At 67.3% G+C, this 25,065-nt stretch carries 27 protein-coding genes; 11 read left to right on the plus strand and 16 right to left on the minus strand.

The features are described from left to right. Positions 1 to 5: 5 nt before the first annotated feature. Both malQ and ACNUDN_RS27150 read left to right on the plus strand, forming a co-directional pair. Entirely contained in the window at positions 6 to 2,024 is a 2,019-nt protein-coding gene (malQ, locus tag ACNUDN_RS27145) for a 4-alpha-glucanotransferase (RefSeq protein WP_419124774.1), read from the plus strand. Positions 2,025 to 2,112: 88 nt separating this feature from the next. Further along, positions 2,113 to 3,144, plus strand: a complete 1,032-nt coding sequence (locus ACNUDN_RS27150; protein WP_419124775.1) for a fused (3R)-hydroxyacyl-ACP dehydratase subunits HadA/HadB — start codon at positions 2,113 to 2,115, stop codon at positions 3,142 to 3,144. Positions 3,145 to 3,184: 40 nt separating this feature from the next. On the opposite strand, the gene ACNUDN_RS27155 is transcribed toward ACNUDN_RS27150, so the two are convergent. From ACNUDN_RS27155 to ACNUDN_RS27175, 5 genes are all read right to left on the minus strand, one after another. Continuing rightward, entirely contained in the window at positions 3,185 to 4,786 is a 1,602-nt protein-coding gene (locus ACNUDN_RS27155; RefSeq protein ID WP_419124776.1) for an FMN-binding glutamate synthase family protein, read from the minus strand. 108 nt (positions 4,787 to 4,894) lie between these two features. Further along, complete coding sequence (locus tag ACNUDN_RS27160) at positions 4,895 to 5,386, minus strand: DUF309 domain-containing protein (RefSeq protein WP_419124777.1); 492 nt, start codon at positions 5,384 to 5,386, stop codon at positions 4,895 to 4,897. A 29-nt stretch (positions 5,387 to 5,415) separates the two neighbouring features. Beyond that, entirely contained in the window at positions 5,416 to 5,790 is a 375-nt protein-coding gene (gene trxA / locus ACNUDN_RS27165) for a thioredoxin (RefSeq protein WP_419124778.1), read from the minus strand. Positions 5,791 to 5,821: 31 nt separating this feature from the next. Further along, positions 5,822 to 7,021, minus strand: coding sequence for an NAD(P)/FAD-dependent oxidoreductase (locus ACNUDN_RS27170; protein ID WP_419124779.1), 1,200 nt, complete (start codon positions 7,019 to 7,021; stop codon positions 5,822 to 5,824). A 15-nt stretch (positions 7,022 to 7,036) separates the two neighbouring features. Beyond that, a complete protein-coding gene (locus tag ACNUDN_RS27175) occupies positions 7,037 to 8,413 on the minus strand; it encodes an MBL fold metallo-hydrolase (protein WP_419124780.1) in 1,377 nt (458 codons plus the stop codon). A gap of 202 nt (positions 8,414 to 8,615) precedes the next feature. On the opposite strand from ACNUDN_RS27175, the gene ACNUDN_RS27180 reads away from it, so the two are divergent. The 5 genes from ACNUDN_RS27180 (at position 8,616) to ACNUDN_RS27200 (ending at position 12,262) form a co-directional block, all read left to right on the plus strand. Beyond that, positions 8,616 to 9,200 carry a rhodanese-like domain-containing protein gene (locus tag ACNUDN_RS27180; protein WP_419124781.1) on the plus strand — a complete coding sequence of 195 codons (585 nt, stop codon included), beginning with the start codon at positions 8,616 to 8,618 and terminating at the stop codon, positions 9,198 to 9,200. A 5-nt stretch (positions 9,201 to 9,205) separates the two neighbouring features. Then, on the plus strand, positions 9,206 to 10,081 hold the full coding sequence (locus ACNUDN_RS27185; protein WP_419124782.1) for a sulfite exporter TauE/SafE family protein: 876 nt from the start codon (positions 9,206 to 9,208) through the stop codon (positions 10,079 to 10,081). A 62-nt stretch (positions 10,082 to 10,143) separates the two neighbouring features. Next, complete coding sequence (locus tag ACNUDN_RS27190) at positions 10,144 to 10,413, plus strand: metal-sensitive transcriptional regulator (RefSeq protein WP_419124783.1); 270 nt, start codon at positions 10,144 to 10,146, stop codon at positions 10,411 to 10,413. Positions 10,414 to 10,476: 63 nt separating this feature from the next. Then, positions 10,477 to 10,890 (plus strand): DUF302 domain-containing protein, encoded by a 414-nt coding sequence (locus ACNUDN_RS27195; protein ID WP_419124784.1) that lies wholly within the window; start codon positions 10,477 to 10,479, stop codon positions 10,888 to 10,890. A gap of 28 nt (positions 10,891 to 10,918) precedes the next feature. After that, a complete protein-coding gene (locus ACNUDN_RS27200) occupies positions 10,919 to 12,262 on the plus strand; it encodes an MBL fold metallo-hydrolase (protein WP_419125337.1) in 1,344 nt (447 codons plus the stop codon). On the opposite strand, the gene ACNUDN_RS27205 is transcribed toward ACNUDN_RS27200, so the two are convergent. From ACNUDN_RS27205 to ACNUDN_RS27235, 7 genes are all read right to left on the minus strand, one after another. After that, the gene (locus ACNUDN_RS27205; protein WP_419124785.1) at positions 12,255 to 12,596 is read right to left on the minus strand and encodes a DUF202 domain-containing protein; all 342 of its coding nucleotides are present in this window, start codon (positions 12,594 to 12,596) and stop codon (positions 12,255 to 12,257) included. The genes ACNUDN_RS27200 and ACNUDN_RS27205 overlap by 8 nt on opposite strands. Before the next feature lies 1 nt (position 12,597). Next, complete coding sequence (locus tag ACNUDN_RS27210) at positions 12,598 to 12,978, minus strand: YidH family protein (protein WP_419124786.1); 381 nt, start codon at positions 12,976 to 12,978, stop codon at positions 12,598 to 12,600. 47 nt (positions 12,979 to 13,025) lie between these two features. After that, the gene (locus ACNUDN_RS27215) at positions 13,026 to 14,165 is read right to left on the minus strand and encodes an epoxide hydrolase family protein (protein WP_419124787.1); all 1,140 of its coding nucleotides are present in this window, start codon (positions 14,163 to 14,165) and stop codon (positions 13,026 to 13,028) included. A 2-nt stretch (positions 14,166 to 14,167) separates the two neighbouring features. Continuing rightward, entirely contained in the window at positions 14,168 to 15,727 is a 1,560-nt protein-coding gene (gene ulaA / locus ACNUDN_RS27220; protein WP_419124788.1) for a PTS ascorbate transporter subunit IIC, read from the minus strand. A gap of 7 nt (positions 15,728 to 15,734) precedes the next feature. Next, on the minus strand, positions 15,735 to 16,505 hold the full coding sequence (locus ACNUDN_RS27225) for a PTS sugar transporter subunit IIAB (protein WP_419124789.1): 771 nt from the start codon (positions 16,503 to 16,505) through the stop codon (positions 15,735 to 15,737). Between the two features lie 156 nt (positions 16,506 to 16,661). Beyond that, positions 16,662 to 17,099, minus strand: a complete 438-nt coding sequence (locus ACNUDN_RS27230; RefSeq protein ID WP_419124790.1) for a hypothetical protein — start codon at positions 17,097 to 17,099, stop codon at positions 16,662 to 16,664. Further along, complete coding sequence (locus ACNUDN_RS27235; protein ID WP_419124791.1) at positions 17,096 to 17,872, minus strand: FadR/GntR family transcriptional regulator; 777 nt, start codon at positions 17,870 to 17,872, stop codon at positions 17,096 to 17,098. The genes ACNUDN_RS27230 and ACNUDN_RS27235 overlap by 4 nt, the downstream gene beginning before the upstream one ends. A gap of 122 nt (positions 17,873 to 17,994) precedes the next feature. Between ACNUDN_RS27235 and ACNUDN_RS27240 the strand changes: the two genes are divergently transcribed. Next, positions 17,995 to 18,504, plus strand: coding sequence for a gluconokinase (locus ACNUDN_RS27240; protein ID WP_419124792.1), 510 nt, complete (start codon positions 17,995 to 17,997; stop codon positions 18,502 to 18,504). 27 nt (positions 18,505 to 18,531) lie between these two features. Continuing rightward, a complete protein-coding gene (locus tag ACNUDN_RS27245) occupies positions 18,532 to 19,986 on the plus strand; it encodes a GntP family permease (RefSeq protein ID WP_419124793.1) in 1,455 nt (484 codons plus the stop codon). A gap of 45 nt (positions 19,987 to 20,031) precedes the next feature. Here the strand turns inward: ACNUDN_RS27245 and ACNUDN_RS27250 are convergent, their stop codons facing one another. Next, on the minus strand, positions 20,032 to 20,856 hold the full coding sequence (locus ACNUDN_RS27250; RefSeq protein WP_419124794.1) for an alpha/beta fold hydrolase: 825 nt from the start codon (positions 20,854 to 20,856) through the stop codon (positions 20,032 to 20,034). Between the two features lie 75 nt (positions 20,857 to 20,931). Here ACNUDN_RS27250 and ACNUDN_RS27255 point away from each other — a divergent pair, with 75 nt between their 5' ends. Further along, the gene (locus tag ACNUDN_RS27255; RefSeq protein ID WP_419124795.1) at positions 20,932 to 21,516 is read left to right on the plus strand and encodes a TetR/AcrR family transcriptional regulator; all 585 of its coding nucleotides are present in this window, start codon (positions 20,932 to 20,934) and stop codon (positions 21,514 to 21,516) included. A gap of 1 nt (position 21,517) precedes the next feature. Here the strand turns inward: ACNUDN_RS27255 and ACNUDN_RS27260 are convergent, their stop codons facing one another. Then, positions 21,518 to 22,294 (minus strand): SCO6745 family protein, encoded by a 777-nt coding sequence (locus tag ACNUDN_RS27260; protein ID WP_419124796.1) that lies wholly within the window; start codon positions 22,292 to 22,294, stop codon positions 21,518 to 21,520. Between the two features lie 175 nt (positions 22,295 to 22,469). Here ACNUDN_RS27260 and ACNUDN_RS27265 point away from each other — a divergent pair, with 175 nt between their 5' ends. Then, positions 22,470 to 23,102: a LysE family translocator gene (locus ACNUDN_RS27265; protein ID WP_419124797.1), complete on the plus strand. Its 633-nt coding sequence runs from the start codon at positions 22,470 to 22,472 to the stop codon at positions 23,100 to 23,102. A gap of 34 nt (positions 23,103 to 23,136) precedes the next feature. Here the strand turns inward: ACNUDN_RS27265 and ACNUDN_RS27270 are convergent, their stop codons facing one another. Further along, positions 23,137 to 23,595, minus strand: a complete 459-nt coding sequence (locus ACNUDN_RS27270; protein WP_419124798.1) for a PaaI family thioesterase — start codon at positions 23,593 to 23,595, stop codon at positions 23,137 to 23,139. Positions 23,596 to 23,616: 21 nt separating this feature from the next. Continuing rightward, positions 23,617 to 25,065: a MocR-like transcription factor YczR gene (gene yczR / locus ACNUDN_RS27275; protein ID WP_419124799.1), complete on the minus strand. Its 1,449-nt coding sequence runs from the start codon at positions 25,063 to 25,065 to the stop codon at positions 23,617 to 23,619.

Consider the following 25,065-nt stretch of genomic DNA (forward strand, 5'->3'; position numbering starts at 1 on the left):
TCGCGGTGACCTCGACTCCGAAGCCCGTCCCCGAGGACCTGCGCCGCTTGGCCGCGGCCCACGGTGTGGCCACCAGCTACCGCAACGAGCGCCGCGAGCCGGTCCAGGTCGACGCCGACGTGGTGGTGCGCGTGCTCGGTCTGCTCGAGGTGGAGGCCGAAACCGAGGCCAGCCGCCGCGCGGAGCTGACGAAGCTTGCCGAACGTGACCGGGCCGGGACCATCGCCCCGACCGTCGCGGTGCGGTTGGACGGACGTCGGTGTCCGCTGCCGGGGGCGGCGGAGGTGGTGGCCGAGGACGGCACCCGGATCCAGGTCCGGGACGAGTTGCCCGGCGAGTTGACTCCCGGGTGGTACCGGCTGCACACCCACGACGGTCAGGAGGCCATGTTGGTCGCGGCGCCGCCCCGGGTGCCGCCCGCACCGTCGACCTGGGGTTGGATGCTGCAGCTCTATGCCCTGCGGTCGGCGCGGTCCTGGGGTATCGGCGATCTCGGTGATCTGCGGGAATTCCTCGCCTGGACCGCGACCACGCACCAAGCCGGGGCCGTGCTGCTCAATCCCCTTCATGCGCCCGGTCCCACGCATCCGGTCCAGCCCTCGCCCTATACCCCGTCGAGCCGCCGTTTCGCCAATCCGCTGATGCTGCGCATCGAGGACCTCGCCGCCTACCACCGGGCCGATCCGGACACCCGCGCCGAGGTGGACGCCCTACGTGTCTCGGCCACCACACCGCGCATCGAGCACGACCTGGTGTGGGCGGCCAAACGGGATGCGCTGGAGCTGCTCTGGCGCGCCGAGGGCAGACCCGACCCATTCGTCACGACGGTGTCGGACGGACTGCGTGACTGGGCGACCTACTGTGCCTTGGCGGAGCGTCACGGCGGCCGATGGTCACAGTGGCCGCACCCATTACGCGACGTCGCCGGTCCGGCGGTGGCATCGGCCCGTCAGGAACTGGCCCCCCGCACGGCATTCCATGCCTGGGTACAGCAGCGCTGCGCCGAACAGCTGGCTGCGGTCCGCACGGCCGCGCACGATGCGGGGATGTCGCTGGGGGTGTTGCACGACCTCGCGGTCGGCGTCGACGCCGACGGTGCCGATGCGTGGGCACTGGCCGATGTGCTCGCCGCCGGTGTCAGTGTCGGTGCACCGCCGGACAACTTCACCCCGCGGGGCCAGGACTGGGGTCTGCCACCGTGGCGTCCTGATCGTCTGGCGGCCACCGGGTACGCCGCGCTGCGGGACATGTTGCGCGCCGTGCTCGCGCACGCCGACGGATTGCGGATCGATCACGTCGCCGGTCTTTGGCGGTTGTGGTGGATCCCGCCGGGCGACGGCCCGGACCGGGGCACCTACGTGCACTATGACGCCGACACCATGCTCGCGGTACTGGCGCTGGAGGCGTATCGGGCTGACGCGACGGTGGTGGGCGAGGATCTGGGAACCGTCGAGCCGGAAGTCACCGAGGCTCTGGCGGCCAACGAGATGCTGGGCTGCGCGGTGTCCTGGTTCACCCGTGACGAATCCGCGGCCGGGGAACCACTGCTGGCTCCGCGGCACTGGCCGGCTCGCGCCGCTGCCAGCCTGTCCACCCATGATCTGCCGACCGCGGCCGGGTTCCTGCGTGGTGAGCACGTACGCGCCCGAGCCGAGTTGGGTCTGCTCGACGATGTCGCGGCCGAGCAGGCCGGCGCCGACCGGGAGCGGACCGAGTGGCTCGCGTTGCTGCGCTCCGAAGGCCTGCTCGACGCGAGCGAGGCGTCCGCACCCGAACCTGACGAGGCCACGATCATCGCGGCGATGCACCGGTTGCTGGCCAGAACGCCGAGCCGGCTGAAGCTGATCTCGCCTTACGACGTGGTCGCCGAGGTCCGCCAGCCCAATCTGCCCGGCACGGTGGACGAGTATCCGAACTGGCGGCTGCCGTTGCCGGTGACGCTGGAGCAGCTGCGGGCCGACCCGAGGGTCGCCGAGATCACCTCGGTGTTCCGATCCGAAGCCGCCGCCGACCCGGCACGGTGAACCCGCACCGTCGGCGCCGTGCCGGTCGGGCGTTAGTGTGCTGTGGTCGGCCTCTGCGAACCAGCCGATAGAAAAGTTGAGCTTATTCATGACTGCACCTGCAGAAACGTCGCCGCTGGAAGCCCGGGTGGGCCATCACTATCAGATGGACGGCACCTACCTCGTCGGCCGCGAGAAGCTGCGCGAGTACGCCCGGGCGGTGCAGGACTACCATCCGGCGCACTGGGATGTCGACGCCGCCGCCGAGCTGGGCTTCTCAGATGTCATCGCGCCGCTGACGTTCACCTCTGCGCCCGGCATGCAGTGCAACCGCCGGATGTTCGAGGAGATCGTCGTCGGCTATGACACCTATCTGCAGACCGAAGAGGTTTTCGAACAGCACCGTCCGATCGTGGCCGGAGACGAGCTGCTCATCGATGTGGAACTGACCTCGGTACGGCGAACCGCCGGCCGAGATTTCATCACGGTCACCAACACCTTCACCGATACCGCCGGCGAACGGGTGCACACCCTGCACACCACCGTCGTCGGCGTCACTGCCGAGGACATCGACGCCGGGGTCAAGGCGGCGGTGCAGAACGCGATGATGCACGACATGAACATCCTCGACATCGGGGGATCCGCATCCGACTACCACAAGACGGTGCGGCCCGAGGATGAGATCCGGATCGCCGACGGGGGGCTGACCCGCACCCCGGGGACGCGGCCGCTCGAGCAGGTCAAGGTCGGCGAGGAGCTACCGGCGCACCACACCCGGTTGTCCCGCGGCGATCTGGTCAACTACGCCGGCGTGGCCGGCGACGCCAACCCGATCCACTGGGACGAAGACATCGCCAAGCTTGCCGGGCTGCCCGACGTCATCGCCCACGGGATGCTCACCATGGGTCTGGGCGCCGGTTTCGTGTCGGCGTGGTCGGGTGACCCCGGGGCGGTGACGCGTTACACGGTGCGGCTCTCCCAGCCCGCCGTGGTGTCGGCCAAGGAGGGCGCCGACATCGAGTACAGCGGCAAGGTCAGGTCACTGGACCCCGAGTCCCGCTCGGGCGTGGTGTTGGTCGGCGCGAAATCCGCAGGCAGGAAGATCTTCGGCCTGGCCACGGTGAACCTCCGCTTCCGCTGAGCGTGATCGGCACGGTGATCGCCCGCCGTATTCGCGGGTGCTACTCCGTGGCCCGGCCGGGCTCGGTCGGCGACTTCAGCGGCGGATGCTGGACAACCTCGTCGGCGCCGAGCCGGTCCTCGTGGCGGCGCATGTACGCGTCGATGTCGGCCACGATGTCCGCGCCGGGGACGCCCCACAGATCCTGGTAGCCGTACACCTCGGCGAGCGACCGGTGCCCCCGGTCACCGTCGAGGATCTCCACATGGTTGGGGCCCAGCATGGCCGGATGGCGTACCCCGGCCGCCTCCGAGACCTTCAACAGGTCGCGCCGCAGGGTCATGACGTAGTTGGCCAGTCGATGCGATTTCTGCTCGGGATCCAGCCCGCGCGCCAGCCACGGATTCTGCGTCGCGACCCCGGTTGGGCAGCGGTCGGTGTGACATTTCTGCGCCTGGATGCAGCCGATCGCCAACATCGCCTCCCTGGCCACGTTGATGAGATCGACACCCAGAGCGAAGGCCACGATCGCGTTCGCGGGCAGCCCGAGTTTGCCCGAACCGATCCACGTCACCCGGTCGCACAAGCCGCGCTGCGCGAAAAGCCCGTACACGCGGGCGAAGCCCATCCGGAACGGGAATGACACGTGATCGGCGAAAACCAGTGGCGCAGCTCCGGTTCCGCCCTCGCCGCCGTCGATGGCGATGAAGTCGACACCGCGCTGCCCGTCCTGCATGCGGTCGGCGAGCGTCTCCCAGAAGCCCAGCTCCCCCACCGCCGACTTGATGCCGACGGGCAGCCCGGTGGCATCTGCGACCCGTTCGACCATGTCGAGCATCTCGTCGACGTTGCGAAACGCGGTGTGCCGCGACGGGCTAGCGACATCTTTACCCTGCTCCACACCGCGGATGCGGGCGATCTCGGCATTCACCTTGGCGCCGGGGAGATGACCGCCGAGGCCCGGTTTGGCGCCCTGGCTCAACTTGATCTCGATGGCACGGACGGGACCCGAGCCGACCACGTCGACCAGCCGGTTCAGATCGAAGTTCCCGTGGTCGTCACGGCAGCCGAAGTAACCGGTGCCGATCTGGAACACCAGGTCGCCACCCTGGCGGTGGTGATCGGACAGACCGCCCTCACCGGTGTTGTGCCAGAAGCCGGCGATCCTCGCGCCCTTGTTCATCGCTTTGATCGCCTGCGGGCTGAGCGATCCGAAGGACATCGCCGACACGTTGACCACCGAGGCCGGCCGGAAGGCGTGCCGACGTCCGCGGGGTGCACCGAGGACCTTGGCACCGGGGACCTCGATGTCCCGCCCGTGGATCGGTGAGGCGGGCACCACCTCGGAGAACGTCGCCTGCTTGATGATCGGATACGCGGAGTTCTCGGTGTCGTTGTCCGTGCCGAACGCGAAGTAGTTGTTCTCCTTCTTTGCCGAGGTGTACACCCAGCGCCGCTGGTCGCGGCTGAACGGGCGCTCGGCGTCATTGCTGGTGATGATGTACTGCCGCAGCTCCGGCCCGATGGACTCCAGCAGATACCGCATTCGCGCGATGACCGGGAAATTGTGGCGGAGGGCATGCTCCTTCTGCAGCAGGTCCTGCACCGCGATGCCGGCCAGCGCCGCGGCGGGAGCCAGTGCGGCCAGTGTCCGCTTCCTCATGGGGCCAACACTGCCACATTCGGCCCCGCACGGCCGTCGTCGACTGTCATAACCGGTCGACTTTCATAAACTCAGTGCGACAATCACTTTCAGGGGGCGCGGCAGCGCTCAACCCCGCTCCGCCGCGGGCGTCGTCAGTGCCGGGCACAGCCGCGTCGGCGCGATGCCGGGCGCAGCCTCGAGGTCACCGATCAGCTGGGCAGCCCAGCTGCACAGGCCGTCGCGGTCCACTGAATACGGCGCCGGAGAGGCGACCTCACCGAGGTGACCGGCACCGCGGCGCAGTAGCGCCGCGGCCCCGGTCGGGTTGCCGCGCTGGATATGCGTGAGGCCGACCGCGAGCTGGGCCAGCCCCTGCCACAGCGGCCGCTCGTCCTCCGGACAGCTCTTCCAGGCCGCTTCCAGCACTTCGTGAGCGTGGAAGGCCATCCCCTCGTTCAACAGATCCTGGGCGTAGGAGAGCGACTCGGCCGGTGACAGCGCAAGATTCTCGGGGATGCGGGGCACCCCCTGGCTGCCCGGCGGGAGCGGCCGGCCCAGCGCGTCCCGAGGACGGGCGTTGAGGGGCCGGCCTGCTGCATCGCGGGGGCGTTCGACCATATGGACATGATGCCCCTTCTGCACCGCCGCTACTGTGGGGCGGCCGCCTTGCGGGCCGCGATCTTGGCTCGGACGTCTTCCATGTCGAGCGCTTTGACGCGGTTGATGAGGTCGTCCAGCGCCGCCGGTGGCATCGCGCCGGCCTGCCGGTAGACGAGGACGCCGTCCCGGAACGCCATCACGGTGGGGATGGAGGCGATTTCCAGCGTGGCAGCCAGGTCGCGTTCGTGCTGGGTGTCGATCTTGGCGTGCACCACCTCCGGATGCGCTGCCGCGGACCGCTGGTAGACCGGGGCGAAGGCGCGGCACGGACCGCACCAGGACGCCCAGAAGTCGACCAGCACGACCGGGTTGTCCATGACGGTGGACTCGAAGTCGTCGTAGCTGAGCTCTCTGATGGTCATCGGTCTTTCCTTCCTTGTGTGACAGTCGGTTTCAGGCCAGACCTTTGAGCATCAAGTTCCAGTACATCAACGGCAGTCCGTACTTCTTCAGGTACCAGTAGCCCCGATGCGGCTTGGTCGGGTCGAGCAACGGCAGTGACGGCGTCAGGTTGAGGTCGTAGTCGAACTCCGCGAGCAGCATCGCGTGCGAGGACGTGACGATCGGACATGACCCGTAGCCGTTGTAGGAAGCGGTCATCGGGCGCCCCTTGAGGAAGGCGTCGATGTTGTCGACCACCACCGGGGCCTGCTTGCGGATGGCCGCACCGGTTTTGGAGTTCGGTGAGGATCCGGCATCGCCGAGGCTGAACACGTTCGGGTACCGCACGTGTTGCATGGTGTGCTTGTCGATCTCCACGTACCCGCCGGCAGCACCGGTCGACAGTGGGCTGGACTTGATCCAGTCCGGGGCCGACTGCTGCGGTACCGCGTGGAGCAGGTCGTAGGAGAGCATGGCGTCGGTGCCGCCGGCGACGGTGTGGGTCACCGCCACTTTGTGCGAGTCGGCGTCGATGGAGGTCACTTCGGCGTTGGTGTGCACGGTGATGCCGTAGTCGGCGGCGATCGTGTCGAGGTTGTCGGCGATCGCCGGGATTCCGAACAGCCGCGGTGTGGGTACCACCAGATGGACGTCGATGTCGTCGAGCACTCCCTGTGATCGCCAGTAGTCGCTGGCCAGGTAGGCGATCTTCTGCGGCGCGCCGGCGCATTTGATCGGTCCCGAGGGCATCGCGAATATCGCGCTGCCAGATCGCAGATCGCGGATGAACTCCCAGGTGCGCGGCGCCAGGTCGTACCGGTAGTTCGACGACACCCCGGCCCGTCCCAGGGCGTCGGACAGTCCTTCGGTGCGGTCCCAGTCCAGTTGGATGCCGGGGCAGACCACGAGCACGTCGTACTCGTAGTCCGTCCCGTCGGCACAGGTCACGGTGTTGGCGTCTGGGTCGACGGCGGCCGCAGCGTTCTTGATCCAGGTCGCCCCCGGGGGCATCACCGAGGCTTCCGGCCGGGCGGTGGTGGCGGCGTCGGCCTGACCACCGCCGACGAGCGTCCACAGCGGTTGGTAGTAGTGCGTGTCGGACGGTTCGATGACCGCGACATCGGAGAAACCCTTGCGCAGCAGGCGGGCGGCGACCGTGATTCCGGCGGTGCCGCCGCCGACGATGACGATCTGATGCTTGTCGGTTGACATGAGATTCCCTGCCGCTCAGGCGTTCTGACGGGATTCTTCCCAGGCGCCGAAGCCACCCAGGACATCGCTGACGTCGATGAATCCGTTCTGCCGCAACAGACTTGCCGCCACCGAGGATCGGTAACCACCGGCGCAATAAACCACGGTCGGCTTGGCCGGATCCAGTTCACCCAACCGGCTCGGCAGCTGGCCCACCGGAACCGGGATCGCGTTCGGGATGGCGCCGGCCTCCACCTCGCCGGGATTGCGCACATCGACGATCTGCAGGTCGGCCAGTTCGGCGGCCCGCTGGTCGAACGCCTTCGCGGTCAGCCGCGAGGCCATCTGAACATCGTCGCGGTGGTCGAGCATCGCCTCGAAGGGACGGTCCAGGTAGCCGATCACCCGATCGAATCCGATGCGCGCCAACCGGTTCTTTCCCTCCAGCTCGTGACCGGGTTCGGTGAACAGCACGATGTCGACGTCGGTGGGGACGACCGATCCGGCGAACTCGGCGTACCGGCCTTCCAGCCCGATGTTGATGGCGCCGCGCAGATGGCCCATCGCGAACTCCTCGGGACCGCGTCCGTCGACGAGGATCGCGCCGGCCTTCATTGCCGCGCGCACCTGCTCATAGGTCATGGCGGTCGGCATCTTGGTCTCGTCCAGCAGTCCCCGATCCTTGCGGTTGAGGATCGCGTCGTAGACGAAGTAGCTCGGAGCCGGCGGCTGCCCTTCCGTCACCAACGCCATGAAGGTGGCCTTGTCCGGGGCACGCAGTGCGTAGTTGGTCTCCTTCTGCTCCCCCATCGTCGACCACAGGTCGGTGGACAGGTTCTTGCCGCACGCCGAACCCGCACCGTGGGCGGGATACACCCGGGTGGCGTCGGGCAGGGTCATCAGCTTGTTGTGCAGCGAGTCGTACAGCTTGTCGGCCAGCTCTTCGCGGGTGAAACCGATGGAAGCAAGCAGGTCGGGCCGGCCGACGTCACCGATGAACAGCGCGTCGCCGGTGAGCACGCCATAGGGCACGTCGCCGGCGTGCTCGTAGACCACGATGCTCAGCGACTCGGGGGTGTGGCCCGGGGTGTGCAGGAACTGCAGGTTCACATCTCCCAGCGAGTAGCGCTCGCCGTCGGCGACGCCCATGGACTCGAATTCGGTCTCGGCGACCGAGGAGTACACGATCTTGGCGCCGGTGGCCTTGGCCAGCTCCAGGTGTCCGGACAGGAAGTCGGCGTGAAAGTGGGTCTCGATGACGAGTTCGATGGTGAAGCCGTATTCCTCGGCGTCGGAGAGGTATTCGGCCACATCGCGCTGCGGATCGACGACGACTGCGCGACCGGTGGTCTCGTCGGCGATCAGGTACGACGCGTGCGACAGGCAGTCCAGGTAGTACTGGATGAACTTCATTTCGGGCGGTCCTTCCGTTCGATGGTGGGTCAGGCCTTCTGAGAACCAGGGTGCCCATACCCCTACGGGTATGTCAAGTACCCGGGGGGGTATAAAAATTCCGCCTTGCATTTACCCCTGGGGGTATGTTTATCATGACGGACGCTATACCCCCCACGGTATGCCACCCAGCCCCCGTATCACACCTCCGAAAGGACAGGCCATGACTGCATCGGTCTCCATCGACCCGCAGACCCTCGGCGAAATGCTCGACTCGCCCAAGCCACCGCGAGTGCTCGACGTCCGTACTCCGGGCGAGTTCGAGACCGCACACATCTCCGGCGCCTACAACGTGCCGCTGGACCTACTCCGTGAACACCGCGACGAGATCATCAAGCATCTCGACGAGGACGTGGTCCTGGTCTGTCGGTCCGGCCAGCGCGCCGCGCAGGCAGAAGAGACGCTGCGCAGCGCCGGACTGTCGAACGTGCACATCCTCGACGGCGGCATCACCGCCTGGCAGTCCAAGGGTTTGGCGGTCAACCGCGGCGCAGCGCGCTGGGACTTGGAACGTCAGGTACGGCTGGTCGCAGGATCGATCGTGCTGAGCAGCGTTCTCGGCAGCATCGCCGTCCCCAAGCTGAAGTGGCTGGCCGGCGCGGTCGGCGGCGGACTGACCTTCGCCGCACTGTCCAACACCTGCGCGATGGGCATGTTGCTTTCGAAGCTCCCCTACAACCGCGGAGCCCGCTGCGACGCGCAGACCGTCGTGTCCCAACTCGTCGGTCCGGCCCGGAATCTGAGCTGACGATCATGATCGCGCTCACCATCGGCCTGGCTGTCTTCGTCGGGGTAGCCCTCGGACTGCTCGGCGGCGGCGGCTCCATCCTGACCGTACCGTTGTTGGCGTACGTGGCCGGTATGGACGCCAAGCAGGCCATCGCCACCTCGCTGCTGGTCGTCGGCGTCACCAGCGCGATCGGTGCGGTCTCGCATGCGCGGGCCGGCCGGGTCCAGTGGCGCACCGGCCTGATCTTCGGTGCCGCCGGGATGGCCGGCGCTTACGGGGGTGGATTGCTGGCGCGGTTCATCCCGGGCACCGTCCTGCTCATCGGCTTCGCCGTGATGATGATCGCCACCGCGGTCGCGATGCTGCGTGGACGAAAGAACGTCGAGGTGACCGAGGGCGGCCATCGCCTGCCGATACCCAAGATCATCGCTGAGGGACTGGTGGTGGGACTGGTGACCGGCCTGGTCGGCGCGGGCGGCGGATTCCTGGTGGTTCCCGCCCTGGCGCTGCTCGGCGGGCTTCCGATGCCGGTCGCGGTCGGCACGTCGCTGATCGTGATCGCGATGAAGTCCTTCGCCGGACTGGGCGGCTATCTGTCCAGCGTCCAGATCGACTGGCCGCTTGCGCTGGCGGTGACGGGCGCGGCAGTCATCGGAGCCCTGGCCGGCGCCCGGTTGACCGCACGGGTGAACCCGGATTCCCTGCGGAAGACCTTCGGCTGGTTCGTGCTCGCCATGTCGTCGGTCATCCTGGCCCAGGAGATCCACATCGGTGTGGGGGTGGCCGCCGCGGCGCTCACCGCGGTCGCCGCGATCATGACGCTGGCGTGCACCCGCTACGCGCACTGTCCGCTGCGCCGCCTCACCGGCACCGCCGCCTCCGGGGATGCAGCCGCATGACCGGCCCTGGGAATACCCCGGCGGGTACCATCGCTGTATTACCCGTCGAAAGGAGATGCGCCATGGTTGGTGACGAGGATGCGATCGCCGCGGTGCTCAACAGGTTGCGCAGAGCCCAGGGGCAGCTGTCCGGGGTGATCTCCATGATCGAACAGGGTCGCGACTGCAAGGACGTCGTCACCCAATTGGCCGCGGTGTCGCGGGCACTGGACAAGGCCGGCTTCAAGATTGTCGCGACCGGGTTGCGGGAATGCCTGACCGGCGAGGCCGCCGAGGGTCAAAAGCCGATGACCGAAGCCGAACTGGAGAAGCTGTTCCTGGCCTTGGCGTAATGAGCGGGGCCTGATCCCGGGGCCTGACCAACCGGCGTCAACGACGACGAGATCGGAGGAAATGTGAGCTACGCATTGTCGACCACGCTGCACACGACGTTCGAGGACGCGGTGGAGCGCACCCGGAAAGCGTTGGCCGACCAGGGTTTCGGTGTTCTCACCGAGATCGACATGAAAGCCACCCTGAAGGCGAAACTGGGCGAGGACATGGAAGACTACCTGATCCTCGGGGCGTGTAATCCGCCGCTGGCACATCGCGCGGTCAACGCCGATCGCCAGATCGGATTGCTGCTGCCCTGCAACGTCGCCGTCCGTGCCGACACCTCGGCCGGCGGTGACACCGTGATCGTCGACGCAATGGACCCGCAGATCATGGTCCAGGTCTCGGATCAACCGGGCCTGCGCGAGGTCGCCGACGAGGCCGCCGCCAAGCTGCGGGCGGCGCTCGCTGCACTGGAATCCGCCGACAACCGATAGGCACCGTCACCTCGACATGGATACGACCGTGGACATCGACATCATCGAGACCTCTGGCCTGGGTGACCGAAGCTACCTGATCAGCATCGACGGCACCGGCGTCGTGGTGGACCCACAACGCGACATCGACCGCGTGCTCGATCTGGTCCGCGAGCGCGGGGTGCACGTCACCCATGTGCTCGAAACCCACATTCACAACGACTACGTGACCGGTGGTCTGGAGCTGTCGCGCGTCACCGGCGCGGAGTACGTGGTGCCCGCCGGCGACGACGTGGGATACCGGCGCCGCGCGGTGAGCGACGGCGATGTGGTGGACGCCGGCCCGGTCCGGCTGCAGGTGATGCACACCCCTGGCCACACCCATCACCACGTCAGTTACGTGCTGCGTGATTCCGACGATTCGGTGGTCGGGGTGTTCACCGGCGGGTCGATGTTGCACGGCACGACCGGACGCACGGACCTGCTCGGCGCCGAGCACACCCAGGAGCTCAGCCACGCGCAGTTCCATTCGGTGCGCCGGCTCGCCGCCGAGCTGCCCGACACCACCCAGGTGTACCCCACCCACGGCTTCGGCAGCTTCTGTTCGGCAACCCCGGCCAGCGGGGATTCCTCCACGATTGCCGATCAACGCCAGACCAATCCGGCGCTGACCCAGGACGAGCAGAGCTATGTCGACCAACTGATCGCCGGGTTGGGCGCCTACCCCGCGTATTACGCACACATGGGCGTCATCAACACCGCCGGCCCGGGTCCTGTCGACCTGTCGCTGCCCGAACCGGTCGACCCCGACGAACTGCGGCGCCGGATCGAAGCCGGCGAATGGGTGGTGGACCTGCGTAACCGCACCGCGTTCGCCGCCGGGCATCTCGGCGGCACCCTCGGCTTCGAGTTGTCGGACTCCTTCGTCACCTATCTGGGATGGCTGTATTCGTGGGGGTCACCGCTGACGCTCATCGGCGACGACGTCGACCAGATCGCCGATGCCCGAAGGGAACTCGCCCGCATCGGGGTGGACAACCTGACGGGCTCCGCGGTCGGCGACATCCACGCGCTGGCCGCGGGCACGCCACTGCGGTCCTACCGCGTCGCGGACTTCGCCGCGCTGGCCGAGGCCATCCGCGAGCAGCCGACCGTCCTCGATGTCCGCCAGAGCGGTGAGTTCGCCGACGGGCACATTCCCGGTGCGGTCAACATTCCGCTGCACGAGTTGAGCAAGCGCCTCCAGGAAGTCCCCGAAGGTGAGGTCTGGGTGCACTGCGCATCCGGATACCGCTCGTCGATCGCCGCCTCGATGATCGACCGGCCGGGACGTACGGTGGTCCTCGTCGACGACGCGTTCGACCAGGCGGTGAAGATCGGTCTGGTCAGCTGATCGCGAACAACAACGCGCCGACGATGCCGGCGGCGAAAACCACCGTGGCGCCGCCGATCAACAACACCTCCCGGTGTGGCGCCGCGGTGACCACCCGGCCGGCGACGACCGGGCTGTCCCTGATCTGCCGCGACCGGCGGTAGCCCAGCGCAAGGACCAGCAGCGCGAGCAGCGTCGCGGTGCAGGCGAGCAGCATCCGTCCGGGCCCCAGCGGCCCGTGTTGGCGCAGCAGCACCAGGGCGCCGCCCACAAGAAACCCGAATGAGCTTCTCTCCCAAGATAACAGCGTGCGTTCGGCGGGAAGACCGGGCTTGGTCGGCTCACGGCGAGGCATCTCACTGTCCCGCGGGTGGCCAGACAACCAGCACGGCCAGGACCGCCAGGACGAGCACGAAAATCGCACCGCCGAGCAGCATCGGCACACGGGTCGGCGGTAGCTCCTGGTCGCGCCGCATCGCGGCCTGGACCTGTTGCCACCTCCGCACCGCCAGCACCGCCAGCACCCCGCCGCCGGCAGTGAGCGCCACGCTGAGGGCATGCCGCACACCGTGGATCCCGAAGGACGGTACGAACTGAACCACGGCGATGCCACCGGCGATCAGGGCCAGGGCGGTCCGGATCCACGCCAGAAACGTCCGCTCGTTGGCCAGAGTGAAGCGGTAGTCCGGTTCCTCCTCGCCCGGATTCACCGGTGCGGCGTCGCTACGAGCACACATTGTTGCAGCTTACGTCCTTGTCCGCTGCTGGAAGTCTCTGCGCACCGTCACGACCGAACCAGCTTAGCGACGGCGGTTTTCAACTCGGCGACGAACAACTCAGGTTGCTCCCAGGCGCCGAAATGGCCGCCACGAGGTGGTTCACCCCAATGGACCACGGAGCTGAACCGGCTCTGCACCCAGCGCAGGGACGGCCGCGGCACCTCTTCGGGGAAGACCGTGCACGCGGTCGGCACGTCAACGGTGTCGGGTGCGGGCTCGGTGAACCATTCCGAGACCTTCGCGATGCTCTCCCAGTACAACCGCACCGACGACGCGCCTGTCCCGGTGAACCAGTAGAGGCTCACGTTATCGAGTATCTGATCTCGGGACAGGACCTCGGTGATGTCGCCGCTGTGGTCGGCCCAGCTCCAGATCTTCTCCACCAGCCATGCACACAGCCCGACCGGGGAGTCCAGCAGCGAGTACCCGACCGTCTGCGGGCGGGTGGCGTGCACCGCGGAGTAGGCCGATCCGGTACGGGTACGCTCCCGTAACCGCGCCAGGGCAGCCTGTTCGGCATCGGTCCGTTCGGCAACCGCGCCAACCGGCGCGACCAGCGGTGGGACCAGATGAAGTCCGAGCAGACGATCCGGGCTCTGCAGCCCTATACACGTCGATATGCTTGTCCCCCAGTCGCTTCCGGATGCGACGAAGCGTTGGTACCCCAGCTGGCCCATCAACTCGACCCAGGCGTGCGCGATGCGCTCGACGCCCCACCCTGATGCCACCGGCTTGGAGCTGAAGCCGTATCCGGGCAGCGAAGGCACCACGAGATGCACCGGGGCGCCGCCCGGTGTCGCGGCGAGCGCCTCGATGACGGACTCGAATTCGAAGAACGATCCCGGCCAGCCGTGGGTGAGGATCACCGGTACGGCCGCCGGATCCGACGACCGGAGATGGAGAAAGTGCACGACGACGCCGTCGATCTCGGCGGTGAACTGGGCCCACCGGTTCAGTCGTCGCTCGGTGGCCCGCCAGTCGTACTGCCATCGCCAGTAATCACACAGATCGCGGAGATACCCCAGCGGCACCCCCTGCTCCCACCCGGGGGCCGTGGCCGGTTCCGGCCATCGGGTCCGGTCGAGTCGGTCGTGCAGGTCGGCTGTCGCCGGTTCCGGGATCTCGACGGTGAACGGGCGCGCCACTGTCAGGCCCGCGGGGGTGGAGGCGGCGCACCCGCCGGCGGCGTGATCTTGGGGTAGCTGCGCCCGGCGGGCGGGTTCCTCGACGACGTGGCTGCTTCACCGCCGCCGGCCGGGACCGGCCGGCCCGGCGAGGGGTCCCAACCGGTGTCGACCAGCCGCTTCTGCACCAGGATCGCCATGCTGAGCACGATCACGCCGATCATCGCCATCGTCACCATGCCCCACACCGTGCCGAGCTTCGCCGCGTTCCCCAGCAGGATTCCATACCAACCGAAGTCGGCGTCCCCGAAGGTGGTGTTCTCGGCACCGAACGAACCCAGCACACGTACCAGCAGCGCGGGCAGGAAGGTGATCAGCAGGCCGTTGACGAAGCCGCCGGCGATGGCCCCGCGCCGGCCACCGGTGGCGTTGCCGTACACCCCTGCTGCTCCGCCGGTGAAGAAGTGTGGCACCAGACCGGGAAGCACCAGCACCCAACCGAACGCCGGGCCGAGCCACACCGACAGCACCGCAAGCCCGACCAGACCGGCGACGAAGCTGGACACGAACCCGATCAGCACCGCATTCTGTGCGTACGGGAACACGATCGGCGCGTCCAGTGCGGGCACCGCACCCGGAACCACGCGCTCGGCGATGCCCTGGAACGCCGGTACCAGTTCGCCGAGGATGGTGCGCACGCCGAACAGGATCACCGCGACGGCCACACCGAAGCTCAACCCCTCGGTGACGCCCTTCATCACGTAGTTGCCGATGTCCACGGCGGCGCCGGCGCCGGTGTCGTCGGCGAACGCGGCGAAGGCGGTCTCCTGCCCGGCCCGGCCCAGATAGATCAGTGACACCACCAGATACATGAGCACCATCGAGAGTGCGGTGGCGACCATCGAATCACGCAGGAAGCGCAGTGTCTCCGGCAGTTTGAGGTCTTCGGTGGACCGGCTCTTCGAACCACCCACGAATCGACCGGTGATTCCGGACGCGATGTAGCCCACGGTGCCGAAATGACCGATGGCGATGCTGTCGTCGCCGGTGATCCGCTTGGTCCAGGGTTGCGCGAGGGCGGGCAGCGACACCATCACCACGCCCAGCAGGAAACCCCCGAGCAGGATCACGATCGGGGTTTCCAGTCCGGCGGTGGCCAACACGATGGTCAACAACGTCGCCATGAATAGGGTGTGGTGGCCGGTGAGAAACACGTAGTGCAGGGGTGTGAACCTCGCGAGCAGCAAGCTGACCGCGAACCCCAGGATCATCAGCCAGGCCACCTGCGCGCCGTACTGCTCCTGCGCGATACCGACGATGGCCTCGTTGGTCGGGACCACCCCCTGTGTACCGGCGGCGCCCTGAATCATCACCCCGAGGGGGTCCAGCGAGCTCACCACCAGCGTGGCGCCGGCGCTGACCAACAGGAAACCCAGCGTGGCCTTGAGCGCACCCCCGATGACCTGCCCGGCGGACTTGCGTAACGCGATCAGGCCGATGGCGGTGATGATGCCGATCAGATAGGCCGGTACCGCGAGGATTTCGTTGACCAGGAATTCGGCGGTGCCGACCAGCCAGTTCATCGGGCTCCTAGACGTCGTAGGAATCGCGCAGCGCGTTGTCCACTTCGGCGGTGGAGGTGAAGTTTTCGATCACCTTGATCGGCACCCCGACATCACCGAGGGTCCGGGCGATCTCGCCGGAGGTCAGGATGAGGTCGGCGCTCTTGGCCTTCCCCTTCGCCGAGATCGTGTCCGTCGCCTCGACGGTGATGTACGGCGCCCATCCCCAGTTCTGCAACACCTTTTCCAGGGTGTTCTTCAGAAAGAGGCTGGTGCCCAGTCCGTTTCCACACACCGTCAGGATCACGTTGTTGCTTTTGGCGGCCGACGAGGTGGTGTCCGTCGTCGTGCGGTCAGTTCCGAGCAGGTCCATGACCTCCGAGGCCGTGGCGGCGGTGTCCAGCGCCTCGCGACGCTCCGGATCTCCGAGCACCGCGGCCAGCTGCGCCATCGCCGAGGTGTGTGCGCCGGCGTCGGTGGCCGCCAGCGCCACCACCAGCGTCACCGGGTCGTTGGTCTTGTGACCGAACGCCACCGGGGCGGACAACCGCACCCAGGCCATCCCGGTGCGGTGCACCGCCGGTGATGACCGGGCGTGCGCGAACGCGAAACCGGGCGCCACCACGATGTAGGGGCCGTTGGATTCGACATTGGCGATCATCGAATCGGTGTAGTCGGCCTCGGCGACCTCCGCCTGCTCCAACAGCCGACCGGCCGCTGTGATCGCCGACTGCCAGGTGTCGGCGGGCACGTCGAGCGCAACGCGGTCCTCGGAGAGCAACTCCACCAACTCCGCCATGGTTGCCACCCTAGTCTTTCCGCCGGTTCCGCAGGGTCGATCCGCACCCTCGCACTCGCCGAGGCCGTCCGCCCGCCGAGAACCGGGTGTCCGTCGACACCACTGCGGTTCAGGCGAAATTCTGGTCTTACCAGCGTGATTCGCTGACGACCCGGCTTACGCGGTGACCCGCAGCTGGGCGCCCGGGTGTGAATCGAGCGTGACCACGACGGTGCCGCTGCCCGTCTGGAACATGGTGCTGGCGTAGCCGATGAAGCCGTAGTGCCCGTCGATCGTCGAGACCGCGGTGATGTCGCCGCTACCCGAGGCTCCGCTGTCGATATTGGTCCACTGCGCGGTCACGGTGAGCGAGCAGGACCCGTCGTAGTTGCCGGCGTCGTAGTTGATCGCGACCCGCACGCCGTTGCGCACACCGTCATAGGTCTGGACCGGCGAGACCTGCGCCTCGGCGCTGACGGTGCCCGCGCACATCGGGGACGCCACCACCGGGACCGGCGGCAACTGCGCGAAGGTCACGGCGTGTGCGGTCGCCGTCGACCACCACGGCACGGTCAACGCGGCCGCGAGCACGGCGGGAGCACCGAGGCGACTCATGCCGGGGTTATCGGTTCGGGCGGGGGCTGCGTTAGCGCCGACCCGCCGCCGGCCCCGTCCTGCGGAGAGGGGAACTCCTCGACGATGGCCGAGGCCGACTCGTCGATGATCGCGCGCATCGCCCGCTCCGCCTGCTGCTCCTCGCCCATGCGGATGGCGCGCGCGACTTCGTCGTGCAGGGCGATGGCGGCGATGTTGGGCTTCTCCGGCATCATGCCGTGGTGGGTCCGCCCGGTGAGCACTTCGGCGACCACTCCGTTGAGTGCTCGCAGCATCTCGTTTCCGCTGGCGTCGAGCAAGGTCTGATGGAACAGTTTGTCGGCCACCAGATACGCATCCAGGTCCCCGGTCCTCCCGTGGACCACCATGTCCGACACCGCGGTCGCCATGACCCGGCACTGGTGCGGACTGGCCCGTCGCGCCGCCAACGCCGCCGCGGCCGGTTCGAACCCGAGCCGCAACTCCGAGAGTGACACCAGCTGGGCCGTGCGGTCCCCGACGTCCAGCCGCCACCGGATCACCACAGGATCGAAGACGTTCCACCGATCCGGGGCCTGGACGGTGATGCCGACCCGGCGTCGGGACTCGACCATGCCCATGGATTCCAGTACGCGGACGGCCTCGCGGGCGACGCTGCGGGACACGCCGTGCTCTGCGCCCACACCGTCCAGTGTGAGGATCGCCCCGGGTGGGTACTTCCCGGACACGATACCGGTCCCCAGGGCAGTCACCAGACTGCCGTGGAGAGCGCCAGCATTCAGCCGATCGAGCACTGGATGATCATGCCAGATCGCATGCATGCCGGATAAGAAACATTGATTTCGCCCAAACTCTTGCAATGATCTGATGATTGCGGGAAGCTATGTGACGTCACACACATAGATGGGGCGGATGTATGCCATTACCGATCGTCGTCATGGGGGTCTCCGGGTCCGGGAAATCGACCGTGGGTGCCGCACTGGCGCAACGGTTGCGGGTGCCCTTCGCCGACGCCGACGACTTCCACCCGCCCGCCAACATCGAGAAGATGTCCGCCGGCCGACCCCTCGACGACGACGACCGGTATCCCTGGCTGGAGTCCATCGGGGAGTGGCTGGCCGATCACCCCGACGGCGGGGTCATGAGTTGCTCGGCGCTCAAACGCGAGTACCGAGACCATCTGCGCCGACACTGCCCGGATATCGAATTCCTCCATCTCGAAGGATCCGTCGAGACCATCGGCAGACGACAGGCCAGCAGACCCGGCCACTTCATGCCGGCCGAACTGCTGAAATCCCAATTTCAGACGCTGGAGCCGCTCGAGCCCGATGAAGGAGGCGTTGCCATCGACGTCGACCAGAGCATCGACGGCATCATCGAAAGCTACATCAGGGCAACAGATTTGACAGCCGAGGAGGACCGATGAGGCAAGGCACCGGGGTAAGGGGACGTCATGGAAGCCATTGATCCGGCATACGGGACCGCGACCCTGCTGCTGATCGCCGCCGGGGCGGTGGCACTGCTGCTGTTCCTGATCATCAAGGTCAAACTGCACGCCTTCATCGCACTGGTGCTGGTGAGCCTGCTGACGGCGCTGGCTGCCGGAATTCCGGTCGCCGATGTACCCAGCGCCCTGTCGTTCGGGTTCTCCAACACATTGGGCTCGGTGGCACTTCTCGTCGGCTTCGGCGTCATGATCGGCCGGCTTCTCGAGATCACCGGTGGCGCACAAGTTCTCGCAGATACGTTGATCGGGCGGTTCGGCGAGAAGCGGGCGCCGCTGGCGCTCGGTGTGGCGGCGCTGTTGTTCGGCTTCCCGATCTTCTTCGACGCCGGGCTGGTCGTCTTCCTGCCCATCATCATGACGGTGGCGCGCCGGTTCGGCGGCTCGATCCTGCTGTATGCGTTCCCCGCCGCCGGGGCGTTCGCCGCGATGCACGCCCTGGTTCCGCCGCACCCGGGGCCGGTCGCGGCGGCCGAACTGCTCGGCGCCAACATCGGTTTGACACTGCTCGTCGGTGCCCCGGTGGCGGTCGCGTCCTGGTACGTCGGGGCGTTCCTGGTGTCTCAGGCCATCGGCAGGCGAGTGCACGTCGACATCCCCACCTCGCTGTTCGGCGAGATCAACGGCGGCCGGGACGACAACAACGCCGGTGACGGCGACGGTAAAGGGGCCGGCGAAGGGGCCGCAGGTGCGGGCACCGCGCGCACAGCCACCCGCACCGCCCCGGCCTTCACCACCGTGCTCGGGGTGCTGCTGCTGCCCTTCGTGCTGATCTCGTTCAACACCGTGATCGACACGTTGATGACCGCGGGCGTCGTCGAAGAGGGGGCAACGTGGGCGGAATACCTCAAGCTCATCGGCACCACCTCGGTCGCCCTACTGATCACGGTCATCGTGGCGACGCTGGTGCTGGGTCTGCGCGGACGGTCGATGTCCACCGTCAGCGACATCCTCGACAAGGCCCTGGGCCCGATCTGCGCGATCATCCTCATCACCGGTGCCGGCGGCATGTTCGGTGGAGTGCTGCGCCTCAGCGGCATCGGTGACGCGCTGAGCGGGTCGCTGTCGAATCTCGGTATCTCGTTGATCCTGCAGGCGTTCGTCATCTCCACCCTGCTGCGCGTCGCGCAGGGCTCGGCCACCGTGGCGTTGACGACGACCGCAGGCCTGCTCAGCGCTGCAGTCGTTGCCGCCGACCTGAGCAGCCTTCAGCTCACCGCACTGGTGATGGCCATCGCGGCCGGCGCCACGGTGCTCTCCCACGTCAACGACTCCGGATTCTGGCTGGTCAGCCGATTCTTCGGCATGGACGTCAAGACCACCTTGAAGACCTGGACGGTGATGGAGACGACCCTGGGTCTCAGCGCGTTCGCTCTCAGCCTGGGGCTGTGGGCGCTGGGCTAACCTCACCCGGATGCCCGGCTGCGCACCGGTGAGGCCGACCGCGACTCAACTGACGAAGTCGCGCAGCACCTGGGCCATGATCTCCGGTTGGTCCTCGCAGACCAGGGTCCAGGAGTCGTCGACGATCACCTTCCTGGCATCGGGATACAGCGCAACCAGCCGGTCGGCATGGTCCAACGGCATCATCCGATCGTCACGTGCCCACACCACGAGGACGGGACGATCGAATCGTGCCAGCGTGTCCGACAGTTCGAGCAGCCGTCGGCGGTTGGGCGAACCGGTCGCGAACTTCACCAGATCACGACGGATCGCTGCGTCGGTGGCCGCGGGGCGGAACCATTCGTCGAACAGCGCGTCGGGAATCCCGTGTTTGGCCAGCAGACCGTACGCGCGCCGGCTGTGGCGGAAAGTTCGGGTCCCGAGCAGCTTGCTCAGCAGCCAGCCGCCGCCGGGCACGCGGCACAACAGCACCGCGGGCCGCGCCGGCTTCGGCGGGAAATTGTCGAATGCCTCGCACGAAACGAGCACCAGTTTCGCCACACGCTGATCGCGACCAGCGGAGATCACGAACTGTCCACCGCCCCAGTCGTTGAGCACCAGGGTGACGTCGTGCAGGTCAAGGACGTCGAGGAAGTCGGCGAGGATGCCCGCCACTCCGGTCTGGGTGAGGTCGGCGTCGGCATGCATCGGCTGGGTGTGCGCTCCCAACGGCAGGGTCGGCGTGACGCAGCGGTATCCGGGCAGCAGCGGTATCACCGTGCGCCATTGCCGGCCGTCCAGAAGAAGACCGTGTCCGAACACCAGGACGGGTCCGTCCCCACCGGTGTCGTCATAGGCGATCGGCCCGGCCGGCACGTCGACGGAGAACACCGCGACCTCCTAGATAGATCGTTCTAGTTAGGGGAACGCTATGCTGTCGACGCACGATGCGCAAGAGGGAGTCCCATGGCAGATCCGACCACTCGAGGCCGAATCCTCGACGCGACGGCCGAGTTGTACCGCCGTCAGGGCATGCCCGCCACCGGCCTCAAGCAGATCTCGACCGCCGCGCAAGCACCCTTCGGCTCGATCTACCACCACTTCCCCGGTGGAAAGGAAGCGATCAGCGTCGAAGTCATTCGGCGCGAAGGCATCCGGTACGGGGAGCTGGTGGGTGCGCAACTGGCGCACACCGACCCGCTCGACGGTATCGCGGACCTGTTCGAGAAGGCCGGCGCAGACCTGGAAGCTCAGGATTATCGCGAAGCGTGTTCCATCGAGACAATCGCGCTCGAGGTCGCCAGCACCAACGAGCGTCTGCGAACCGAGGCTGCCGAGGTCTTCCAGGGCTGGCTGACGAGTCTGGCGGCGTGGTTCGCCCGCCTCGACATCACCGAAGACGACAGCCGCCGGTTGGCGCTCATCACCCTGACCGCGCTGGAGGGCGCGTTCGTGCTGTGCCGCACACTGCGATCGGTCGAACCGATCATCGCCGCGGGCCGCGGAGTTCAGGCCGCCGTACAGGCCACGGTGGCCACCCGACGGGGGTGACTCAGGACGGCACGCCGGCCTTCAAGGTCGCCAGCGCCGCGGTACTGAGCCGGGCGAACTCGGCGGTCTCTGTGACGTCCCACGCCACGGCGACGAGTTCGGCCATCCTCCGGTTGGTCGCCACTTCGATCTCGGCGTAGCGGGCCTTCTTGTCCGCTCCGTCGGCGAACGGTTCGGGCCAGCCGAACATCGCGGCGTACTGCGGGCCCTTGTTGAGCATGTGGGCTTCGATCGGCGTGATCCCGGACAGCGACAGCGCGTTGAAGTGCACCCCGGCCCGCAGCTCCCGCAGCACGAACATCACCTGCAACGCCCGAGCCGGAGCATCCTCCGACAACGGCATGAGGCGCCAACCGGCGTACAGCGGTAGCGCCGCGAACGGCGTCGCCGCGATGAGCTTCTCCCCCAGCGCAGCCAGCCGGTCCAATTCACCGGCGCCGGAAAGGTACTTGCGCCCGAAGTCGGCTGTCTGCGCCCAGTAGGACTGGGAAGCGCCGGCGGCGCCGCGGACCCTGAGTCCCTCGTCCCACAGTGCGGCCACCCCCGTGGGTTCGAAGACGGCGAACACCGCGGCCACCGTGGTCCCGGTGGCCTCACCCAGCACCCCGCCGCGGCCGGCGATGTAACCGGCCAGCGGATTCTGGTAACCGGCGGCGACACTTCCACCAAAGGTCTCCGGGTGCAGCATGAACACCGCGACCGCCTCCTCGATGGCAGCACCGGCGGCGGCAACCACTGTGTCGAGATCAGATTCGGCGCCGAGATCGGAGTCGTCCATAGCGGAAGACTAGCCGCCCGGATCGACACCGCGGCGATCATTCGAGCAGACCACTACTACCCGAGTGGCCCTTGCCCACCGGGCACATCGTGAACCACAGTTGGTGCGCTGCACCACCCCAGACTCGAGATCAACTATGCACCAGATCCTTTCGCATCGATAGGCGGCACCTCGGATGAATCCCGTCGACGCGGTGACCGCTTTCACCGGGGCCGCACTGCTGGTGACGCTCACCCCGGGCCCGGACATGCTGGTGGTCACTCGCGCGTTGGTGGTGGCCGGAGTGCGTGCCGGGATGTCGACCGCCGCCGGGGTGTGCAGCGGGGTGCTCATCTGGGGTGTTGCAGCGGCCACCGGGCTGGCCGCAGTGCTGACCGCGGTCCCCGGGATGTTCCGGGCGATACAGCTTCTCGGCGCCTATTACCTGTTCTGGCTGGGCATCGGATTCGTACGGCGATCACGGCACCTACCGGACGAGGTCATCGACGCAACCCGCCTGGGTGAGTCACCGTCACTCGCCGGATCGTTCCGAACCGGTCTGCTGACCAATGCGCTCAACCCGAAAATCGGGGTGTTCTATCTCGGTTTCCTGCCACCGTTCCTTCCCCCTGGATACTCGCCGGCGCTGTTCGGGGCGGCGCTGGCCGGCATCCACGCGACGATCGGAATGCTGATTTTCGGCGTGCTGGCTGTCACCGCGGGTGGTAGGCGATTTTCTGTGGGACGTTGGCGACCGCGACTGGACCTGGTCAGCGGTCTGGGGCTGTGCGGATTCGGCGCTCTGCTGCTCTACGGTGCGTGGCGGTGATGCACGCCGGGTCGCCGAGGCCGGGCGGACGCGATCACCCTGAGCTGTCCGATGTTTCAGCCAACCGGATCAATGTCTGGCTTCCGGTGGCGATATGGGTGCCCTGTCCGTGGGCGCTCTCGGTGTAGGCCTCCAGCCGGCATACCGTCAGCGTCCTGCCGCTCCGGACGACATGCGCCTCTGCCAGGAGTCGTGTTCCGCGAGCGGGCGCCAGCAGGTTCACGGTGAAGTCGACCGTCAGGACCGAGTCGACCGCATCGAATGTGCTCAGCGCCGCGTAGCCGCCGGCCGTGTCGACCAGAGCGCTGGTGACACCGGCGTGGAAGTAGCCGTGCTGTTGCGTGAGCTCACTTCGATAGAGCACGCAAATACGACAGAATCCGTTCTTGAGCACGGTGATCTGCGCCCCGAGGTGTTTCATCAGGCCCTGCCGAGAGAAGCTGTCCTTGACGTGCGCGGCCACTGCCGAACTGAGTGTCTCATCCGCTGGCATTGGGGTGCAGGCCCTTTCGGATCAGAGGGTGTGTGGTAGCGGCGCGAGCCGGCCGCCACGCCGTCGGCCGTCGCAGACCCGGTCCCAGGTGTCCCGCAGGATCGAGACCCCGGCGGTGAGGTGCTCAGGTCCGGCGGTGAACGGCACCCGGATGAACCGTTCATGGGCACCGTCGGTACCAAAGGTCGGCCCTGCAGAGATTCGCAGGCCCTGACGTTGGCACGCGGCCGCCAGTCGTGAACTCAGGGGCGTCCCGAGCCCGACCCAAAGACACAGGCCGCCGGCGACGCTCGGGACATGCCAGTCCGGTAGCTGGCTGCGTAGCAGCCGGATCACCAGATCACGCTGGCCGCGAAGCTGGGCGAGTCGTTCGGCGAGGAGCTGGTCGAGGTCGTCCAACACGCTCGCCGCCATGAGCTGTTCGATGACCGGGGTGCCCAGATCTCCGGCGGGTCGGCGCGCCGCCAGCCGGGTCAGCATCCCGGGATCGGCTCTGATCCAACCGATGCGAAATCCACCCCATACGGTCTTGCTCAAAGAGCCGACGATGATGACCGAATCACCGGCCTGAGTCGCGATTTCGCCCGCCGACCCGATTCCGTCGATATCGAGTTCGGCAGTTGTCTCATCGACTAACAGCAACGTTCCGGTTCGTCGCGCCCCGTGGGCAAGCTGAGCCCGCTGGGTGTCGGGTATCGAGCCTCCCGAGGGGTTGTGGAAGTCGGGCATCAGATAGGCCAGCACCGGCCGTAGCCGGTCCAGCACGCCGGCAGCGTGGTCGAGATCCCACCCCTGGGACGTCACCGGGGTGCCGAGAATCCTTGCGCCGGCGTCACGAAACGCTTGTAGCGCATGCGGATAACTCGGTGATTCCACCAGTACCCGGGAGCCCGGCGCCAACAGCGTCCTGGCGATCAGCGCGATGGCGTGTTGCGCGCCCAATGTCACCATGATCTGGTCGGGGCGGGTCGGCAGTCCGCGACGGACGAACCGTTCGGCGATCCTCACCCGGAGTGACTCCTCACCGAGCATGTCCACTCCGGCGTGAGTGATCGCAGCGGGGGCGGTGGCCGCCGCACGGGCGATGACGTCGCCGAGCGCGGCCACGGGAGCGGGTGCAGCGCGGGCGAAATCGACAACTGGTGGATCCACACCATGGATGTCTGCGGGAGCCAGCCGGGCGATGCTGCCCGAACCGCGGATGCTCACCAGATACCCCTCGTCACGCAGTGCCCGGTAGGCTGCGACGACGGTGCTGCGGCTGCGTCCGACTGCCGCCGCCAGTTCGCGCTCCGACGGCAATCGGGTGTGGCTAGGTATTCTGCCGTCGATGATCAGCAGTCTGAGTCGTGATGCCAGTGCCGTGTACGCCGATCCCGTTGCGTCCCAATGCCCGAGCAGCGGAGCCAGCGTATGCGCGCCGATGTGGGCGCGCGCGGTGGGCCTGGCAAGCTCCGACGGGTCGGTCAT

This window comes from Mycobacterium sp. smrl_JER01 (genome assembly GCF_048513595.2).
In the GTDB taxonomy this organism is placed as follows: Bacteria; Actinomycetota; Actinomycetes; order Mycobacteriales; family Mycobacteriaceae; genus Mycobacterium.